Genomic DNA, 7,188 nt, shown 5'->3' with positions numbered 1-7,188 from the left:
AGACAATAATGAATATAATTGTGGCTCTAATATTCATTTATCCACATTAACACCTCAAATGTTAGATAATCTTTATGTATTATGTAAAGTTTGGGGATTTTTAAAATATTACCATCCAGAGGTTGCAAAAGGTAAATATAATTGGGATTATGAGTTATTTAAAATTCTTCCATCTATTGCTAACGCTAAAAATAAAGAAGATAGAGATAAACGACTCAATGAATGGGTTAACAAGTATGGGAAAGTCAAAGACATCGAAGACTATAACTATAAGATGAAAGGATACCCTAATTATTCTAAAATTATTAATCTAGATTGGATTGTTAACAAGGATTTATTTGACGAAAGGCTTATTTCTAAATTGACAGCGATAAAGAATGCTAAACGCCCTAATAGTTTTAACTATTATACTGTCCCATACCAATTAAGGAATTGGATGCCGTTTGATAGGGAAAAATCTTATGATAATATAAAATGGGACGATCAGGGATTTCGCATACTGACACTATTCAGATTATGGAATATTATAGAATATTGTTTCCCATATTATGATTTGTTGGAGGCTGATTGGAATTCGCTTTTGAAAGAATATATCCCAGGAATAGTATTGCCTGCAGACAAAATTAAATATGAACTAGCTATTAAAGAATTAGCGGGGCATATCAATGACTCACATGGATATATGGATATTCCAGATCATAGTCTTGAAAAAACAGTTTTATCTAAATTTTACAATAAGTATCGTGTTCCCGTTGAACTGATAGAAACTAAAAATGGAGACATTGTTGTAAAATCTTCCGAGTTATCGCAATTCGAGAGAGGTGACGTTATAATAGACTTAGATGGGGAAAGTGTAAAAGACGAGATAGAGCAACTAGTTCCCTATATCATGGCCTCTAATAGATCTGCTATGATTCGTGATATTTTGTTTTTTTTATTAAGCTCAGATAAGCCATCCTTGTGTGTCACGGTTTTGAGAAATGGTCAGAGAAAAATAATCAATGTTCAGAATTTTGAGAAGAATCAAAGAAAACAAGGATTAAAAACATGTAATGATTATAAACTAGAATTTAAAAATATAGCATACATAAGTAACGATAATACGGCAAAAATGAATGAGGAAATAATTAATAGCAGTATTAATTGTAAAGGAATTATAGTTGATTTACGCCCTTTTGATATTGATATAGGAAACCAAATGGTACTAATTTCAAAAATACTGGAGTCTCCTCAAAGTCCATTATGGATATCTATTAATAACAGAAATAATCCCGGGAATTATTCTCTATTGCCTATAAGTGAATTTGGAACACATAACCCTAAATATTACAAAGGCAAGATCGTTATTCTTGTTGACGAACATACTCAAAGCCATATGGAATCTTTTGCTATGATTCATCGCACTGCTCCTAACAGTATCATTATAGGTAGCCAGACAGCGGGAACTAATGGTGCTATAGGTATTGTTCATCTACCTCATGGCATAAAATTTAACTATACTTGCACTGGAGCATATTATCCGTTCTGGAGGCAATTACAGATCAAAGGAGTGGATATAGATGTTGATGTTAGACCAACAACTGCAAATATACGTGATGGACGAGATATATATATTGAAAAAGCAATAGAATATATAGTAAATAGAAAAATATATGAAAAATAAGATAGAAGATAAGCTACATGAAATTGCTTCATACATATATGAGAATAATGAGAATAATGATTACAGTTTCTTTATGGGTGGTCTTTACAACGGAAAGTTTGGAGAGTTATTATTTCTATATTATTACAGTAGATTTTCAATGAATGATAAGTATGAAACTCTAACGAATCATTTAGTAGAAAATCTAATAACTGAGCTGGGAAAAAATATTTTTAGCCATACTTACTGTGGAGGACTGTCAGGTATATTATATCTCTTTGAATATTTGAAAAAAGAAGAATTTATAGATATTGACATTAGTGATGCTCAGAATATTTTAGATGAATATTTGATCAAAGAAGTAAGGACGGATATTAAAAATAAGAATTACGATTTTTTACATGGTGGATTAGGGGTTGGTTTATATTTTCTTAGTAAAGGAGAAAACCTTTACATCATAAATGAATTAATAGATTTTATAGACAATACAGCAGAAATAGATGAAGTAAGTCAAGGTCTGAAATGGCTGTCTGTTTTGAATGAAGAAGGAGATATGGGTTACAATATCGCCTTATCGCATGGATCGACAAGCATTACATTATTTCTATGTAAAGTAATAGAAAAAGGCGTTGAAAATAATAAATCCCTAAGGTTATTAAAAGGTGGAATAAAATATCTTCTTGCACAAAAAATTGATTTGTTTGAGTATGGTTCTTTTTTCCCTAATTTCTCTATTGAAAGCTCTCCTTCAATATTTGGAAGTAGGTTGGCATGGTGTTATGGAGATCTAGGTATTGCTTATGGCATATGGTATACTGGAAAAATATCTAATAATAAGAACTTAGAATATGAAGGATTAGATATTTTACGTCAATCGACTAAACGTAAAATAGACGTAAGCGGAGTTGTTGATGGATGTGTTTGCCATGGGAGTGCTGGATTAGTGATGATTTATCGTAGAATGTATTTTGAAACAAAAGACGACCTGTTTTTAGACGCAGCCTGTTATTGGTTAGAAAAAACGCTGGAATTATCTAAGTATAAGGATGGAGTTGCTGGATATAAAACATATGAGGTTAATAAATGGAAGAATGATTACTCTCTTCTAACTGGGGTTTCAGGTATTGGTCTGGTTTTACTAGATTATATTTCAGATAATTCTCAGAATTGGGACAAAATGTTCTTATTATAAAATATAATTTATAATTACCTAAAAAAGTAAAGCAGAGGAATCCGAAAATCTTAAGAGTAGGAAAAATTAAAAAATTTGAAGTATGAAAAAATTAAAAAAATTGACTCTAAAAAAAGAGACTATTGTAAATCTCAATGATTCTGAGATGAACGACCTGAGAGGCGGAACTATCTATATCTCCCTCATTAATCCTTGCAGAAACTCTTATGCAGGAGGCGCTTATTGTCCATCAACTTATCAACCATCACCAGGTGGAGGAGGACATACCAAACCTCCTCGTTGTTGTGCTTACGGTTGCTGTGAGACAATTGGATGCTAAAAAATATTGAGTATGGATATGTTAATATATCCATACTTAATCTAAGTTGCACCAATTTTAATAAAATATTATAACCTAGAATTTATAATAATATATACAATCAATATTTATTATAATTTTCATTGTGATGATTCAATATATGAGTACAATTGCTATTTGTTCTTATAAGACTAAAAAGATATATCCCAAATCTAATTTTTATAATTTCATTTTTCATGGAAATAATATATTGATAGGGAAAATTCCTTATGATCTTAATCTTAATTTTACTACAAAAAAAGATGTGCTAATTGAGATTAAAGCCTTCTCGTGTAATTACAGAGATCGCAGTTTTTTATTAGAATATTATCAAAAATGTGAAGAATTTAACAAAAGAAACATTGGTGTTATTGCTCCGTTTGGTTCTGAATTTGTTGCTGTAGTAAAGAAGGTTGCTTCTGGTGTTAAGACACTTAAAGTTGGAGATCGAGTTATCCCTAATTGTGATTATATTGCTTTCTCACAAGAACAAAGAGTCGGAGTGCCCACAAATTGTGCTTCTCAACGAATGCATATCTTTCATGAAAATAAGCTGATCAGAGTTCCTGATTCAATGTCTGATGAAATAGCTGCCTCATTTTCTGTGGCCTCTCAAACTGCTTATAGTATGATAAGAAAAGCAGAAATAAGTAAAAATGATAAAGTTTTGGTAACAGCGCCAACATCAAATACATCTTTGGCAGTTATAAAAAAATTAAGAAGTGAAGGCATTGATGTGTATGCAACGTCATCAAATACAAATAATAAGAAGTTTTTGTTAGATCAGGGTGTCCAGCATTTTATTCCGTTAGAAGATCTTGAGCAAAATTCTTATAAAGAACCTTCATTTGATATAGTTATCGATCCGTATTATGATTTATATCTACATGAAATAATTAACTGCATGAATTCTAACAGTAAATATATTTTTTGCGGATTATGTGAACAATATTCTCTATCAGATGAATCGGATCTACTATTTAAAACGAATTACAAGATTATTTTTACGACCTGCATAGTTAAAAATATTTCGCTGATAGGGAACTGTTTAGGACATACAATGGATTTGCAAAACGCAATAGAGGATTATCTATCTGGTAAATATGATATAACAATTGACAGTGTATTCTCGGGTTCTGATATTCTGCCTTTTTTAGAAAAAAGTTTCAATGACCAGTCTCGTAAGGGAAAAGTTGTCTATAAATACAGTGACTAGATTATAAATCTAAATAGGAGAATAATAAGTCTATACCTTAAAATTAATTATCAAATTATGTATAAAGTTTTTCCCTCTTTTATCTTCCGTACACCCGTTTTATCGATCAATTATTTAACGACCATTCTAAACAATACAGACCATTTATTGCAAAACTTATCTATCCCTCAAATCCAGGAAGCCATATATTTGGCATCTCCTGTTTTATATAAAGAAATGCAGAAATTCATAAATGGAGATATTAAGGAAAATAAAAAAAATGAGATTATACTTCTTTCCTTAGTGCGCTATATTAGTCGTATGGCAATCAGATGTACACCTTTCGGTCTATTTGCTGGATGTGGTATTGGACAGATTGGAAATGACACAAATATCCTTGTAAATCGATCAATCAGTAGAAAAACTCGATTAGATATGCATTATTTATCTTCATTATATGATAAACTAACTAAAATTCCCGAAATAAAAGAAAATATAAAATATTATACTAACACTAGTCTATATAAGGTTGGAAGAAAATATAGATATATTGAGGTCTTGTATGTAAATTCAAAAAGAAAATATCAGATTGCAGAAGTTGAGCAGTCTTCCTATTTGAATGGAATACTGAACATTACAGAAGATGGGGCAAAAATAAAAACTATAATAACTGCATTAATAAGTAAAGAAATCACACAAGAGGATGCTGTTGAATTTATTGATGAGTTAATTAATTCTCAAATAATAATACCTGAATTATATCAGTCTGTAATAGGTGATAATCTATTTGATCGTATAATAAAACTCTTAGAGGCAAATTGTTATACTCCATATTTAACTAATCGCTTAATAGATATTAAGGTGCTACTTGATCGATTAGACTCAGAAAACAATCCTTTTGAACTGTATAAACAAATAATACAACTGATTGAAGATATAAATGCTCCTTATGAGGAACGATTCATATTTCAAGTGGATGCGATTAGAAAAAGTATATCTGCGTCATTAAGTGTGGAAGTTATAGATGAACTAAAGTCAGTCTTAACTTTTTTAAACAAGATAACCCCCATAGGGCGTAATGAGACTCTACATCAATTCCAACAATATTTCTATAATAGATACGAAGATAGAGAAGTTCCTCTTTTGGAGGTTTTGGATCCAGAAATTGGAATAGGTTATCCATCTGCCAATAGAAGTTCGGGACTATCTCCATTGATAGATGATTTAGTTTTACCTGAACAAGGTGAGAATAATTACAATAAGCTACAAGAAGTTTTATATCAACATATTATACAATATTCAAGTCAGAACAGGAAGGAAATTGAATTAACTGATGAGGACTTTAATGGATTTAAAGAAACATGGAATGATCTTCCTCCTAGCATTTGTGTCGTCATGGAAGTCATAAGATCGTCTCCTCTGGATACATTAATCAAACTGAAATCGTGTGGAGGCAGTAGTGGTGCAAATATGTTAGCCCGCTTTGCTTATGCAGATAAAGGAATAAAGCAATTTGTGAAAAATATAACAAATAAAGAGCAGGAATTAGCACCAGATGTTATTCTTGCCGAAATAGTTCATTCTCCTGAATCCAGAGTTGGAAATATTCTTTCACGCCCACATTTGAGAAATTATGAACTTATATATCTTTCAGAATCTGATTTACCTAAGGAGCAAACTATCTTAGCCTCAGACTTACTTCTATCAATAAGACAGGAAAGGTTAGTTCTTCGCTCTAAAAAATTGAATAAAGCAATTATACCACGATTAACAACTGCTCATAATTACCATAATAATACAATGCCTGTTTATCATTTTTTATGTGATATGCAAGTTCAACAGGGAAGAGATGCATTATATTTTGATTGGGAACAAGGGCTAGATAAAAAAATATCCTTTTTACCCCGGGTGCGTTACAAAAATGTAATTCTATCATCCGCAACATGGATTGTTAACATTGATGAAATAAAACATTTTTTCGAGATAAATGAAGATAGCAAACTATTAGAATCGGTAAAAAAATGGAGAAATGAAAGGTATATCCCTCGTTATGTATTAATGCCAGATAATGATAATGAATTATTTGTTGATTGGGAAAGTTCATTAAGTATTCGTTCTCTCTTTTTTGTTATCAAAAAAGAGAGACAAGTAAAATTTACCGAATTTTTATTTGAAGCTGAAAATGCCGTAATAAAGGATGAGAAGAATTCTTATACGAATGAATGTATTGTGGTGTTTCATAAAAAAGAGATTTAAAAAAGATGATAAAGTCTACTCAAAGAATATTCATACCAGGAAGTAAGTGGGTTTATTTTAAAATATATGCAGGACATAAAACATTAGAGAATATATTAGTCAAGGATGTATATTCCATTATAAGTAAATTGAAAAAAGAGCAAATAATAGAAAAGTGGTTTTTCATCCGATATGCTGATCCCGATTCCCACCTCAGAATTCGGATGTTATTAAATGATGAGATAAAAGTGGGAGACACGGTGAATATGATTTACAGACAACTCAATTATCTGGTTAAGGATAATTTTATATGGAAGATACAATTAGATACTTACCATAGAGAATTAGAACGTTATGGTAATAGATTGATAGAAGATACAGAAACTTTATTTTTTAGAGACAGTGAATGTATTTTGTCAATAATAAGGCTTTTGAATATCAATAAAAATGAAGACTTCCGCTGGATGATTGCATTGAAGTTAATAGATTGTTTATTATCGGATTTCAACTTTAATCTAATACAAAAACATTCACTAATGGAAAATATTAGTGATTCTTTCAAAAAAGAGTATGGATTTAATCAATAC

Annotated in this window: 6 protein-coding genes; all 6 read left to right on the top strand. The window is 30.6% G+C overall.

The window, feature by feature from the left end; all coding sequences use genetic code 11:
• Positions 1-1,663: S41 family peptidase (locus JGH11_RS18350; protein ID WP_236264153.1), on the top strand; the 1,663-nt coding region annotated here is incomplete at its 5' end.
• Positions 1,653-2,834 carry a lanthionine synthetase C family protein gene (locus tag JGH11_RS18345; protein WP_201114225.1) on the top strand — a complete coding sequence of 394 codons (1,182 nt, stop codon included), beginning with the start codon at positions 1,653-1,655 and terminating at the stop codon, positions 2,832-2,834. The genes JGH11_RS18350 and JGH11_RS18345, both read left to right, overlap by 11 nt.
• A gap of 82 nt (positions 2,835-2,916) precedes the next feature.
• Positions 2,917-3,153, top strand: coding sequence for a class I lanthipeptide (locus tag JGH11_RS18340; protein WP_201114223.1), 237 nt, complete (start codon positions 2,917-2,919; stop codon positions 3,151-3,153).
• A 229-nt stretch (positions 3,154-3,382) separates the two neighbouring features.
• Positions 3,383-4,387: a zinc-binding alcohol dehydrogenase family protein gene (locus JGH11_RS18335; protein ID WP_201114221.1), complete on the top strand. Its 1,005-nt coding sequence runs from the start codon at positions 3,383-3,385 to the stop codon at positions 4,385-4,387.
• Between the two features lie 57 nt (positions 4,388-4,444).
• Positions 4,445-6,622: a lantibiotic dehydratase family protein gene (locus JGH11_RS18330; RefSeq protein WP_201114219.1), complete on the top strand. Its 2,178-nt coding sequence runs from the start codon at positions 4,445-4,447 to the stop codon at positions 6,620-6,622.
• A 5-nt stretch (positions 6,623-6,627) separates the two neighbouring features.
• Positions 6,628-7,188 (top strand): thiopeptide-type bacteriocin biosynthesis protein (locus tag JGH11_RS18325; RefSeq protein ID WP_201114217.1); only part of this gene is annotated, 561 nt, incomplete at its 3' end.

It is taken from the genome of Dysgonomonas sp. Marseille-P4677, from assembly GCF_016652235.1.
Taxonomy (GTDB): Bacteria; Bacteroidota; Bacteroidia; order Bacteroidales; family Dysgonomonadaceae; genus Dysgonomonas.
Note: the sequence above shows the minus strand (reverse complement) of the source record. Positions and strands in the feature narration are given on the sequence as shown.

What these genes read in the sequence shown, in the direction of transcription:
- JGH11_RS18345 (WP_201114225.1), top strand. Translation starts at nt 1,653, where the DNA reads ATGAAAAATAAGATAGAAGATAAGCTACATGAAATTGCTTCATACATA.
- JGH11_RS18340 (WP_201114223.1), top strand. Translation starts at nt 2,917, where the DNA reads ATGAAAAAATTAAAAAAATTGACTCTAAAAAAAGAGACTATTGTAAAT.
- JGH11_RS18330 (WP_201114219.1), top strand. Translation starts at nt 4,445, where the DNA reads ATGTATAAAGTTTTTCCCTCTTTTATCTTCCGTACACCCGTTTTATCG.